The sequence below is a fragment of the Mesorhizobium sp. M7A.F.Ca.AU.002.02.1.1 genome (assembly GCF_003998535.1).
Taxonomy (GTDB): domain Bacteria; phylum Pseudomonadota; class Alphaproteobacteria; order Rhizobiales; family Rhizobiaceae; genus Mesorhizobium; species Mesorhizobium ciceri.
Map to the genome: position 1 here is coordinate 1 of NZ_RZPB01001363.1, position 770 is coordinate 770.

The following is a 770-nucleotide window of genomic DNA, read 5'->3' on the forward strand; positions in this document are numbered from 1 at the left end:
CGCCGATGGTCCACCAGCCATCGGTCTGGTCCGCATTGTCGACCTTCTGGCCGACGGCGAGATTGACGACATCCAGAGTCTGATTGCAGACCGTGAACTCGGCGCGCGCTTCGCTGGATGACAGCACGGCCAACAGGGCCGCCCCCCCCATGACCGCAAGCCTCATGCTGCCACGCAGGGCAGGGGCCCGAACCGGATCAAACTGCCTTATCGGCGGGTCAGAGCGGCTGAGTTGCATCGGGCGCCCATGCTATCCGCCGAGCCGGAAATACTGGGCGGTGGCCGAGAATTGAGACCCGTCGGTCTCGATTTCCTCAAGAATCTTTGGGAGCAGCACCGAGGCTGGCATGGGCGTGGAGAACGCGGCTGCCTGGATGTCCTGAGGGCCCGTGATCACCATTATGATCTGCGGCACCGCCTTTCCGGCGGCTTTGTCGGCGGCCCCGAGACCAATCGGGATGCTGAAAGTAGCCTTGCCGGGTTCTACGACGATGCGGTCGTCGAGATTGAACACCATGCCTTTATGGTCGATCAACAGCACGCTGGACCTGAGCCCGCCACGCGTCACCAGCGTTCCGCTGATCGGCGTACCGTTTGGCACCGATGTCCGATCGAGAACAAGCTGCGGCTTGTCTGATGCGGTCTGCCCGATAAAGCGCAGAAAATTGGTGACTTCGCATTGGCTTGGTTCAATGAGCCGGACGCTGATGTCCGGCTCGACATGGAATTTGGCCTGGAACTCGGCCAGCATGCCTTCGAATGGCTGGACC

2 protein-coding genes are annotated in these 770 nt (G+C 61.6%); both read right to left on the bottom strand.

Annotation, left to right across the window (positions count from 1 at the left end):
• Positions 1 to 238 (bottom strand): DUF1036 domain-containing protein (locus EN879_RS40800; protein WP_348631534.1); only part of this gene is annotated, 238 nt, incomplete at its 3' end.
• Between the two features lie 12 nt (positions 239 to 250).
• On the bottom strand, positions 251 to 751 hold the full coding sequence (locus EN879_RS37745) for a hypothetical protein (protein WP_245493955.1): 501 nt from the start codon (positions 749 to 751) through the stop codon (positions 251 to 253).
• Positions 752 to 770 lie beyond the last annotated feature (19 nt).

Bases quoted from the DNA above. Each gene is read 5' to 3' on its own strand.
- EN879_RS37745 (WP_245493955.1), bottom strand. From the start codon at position 751: ATGCTGGCCGAGTTCCAGGCCAAATTCCATGTCGAGCCGGACATCAGC.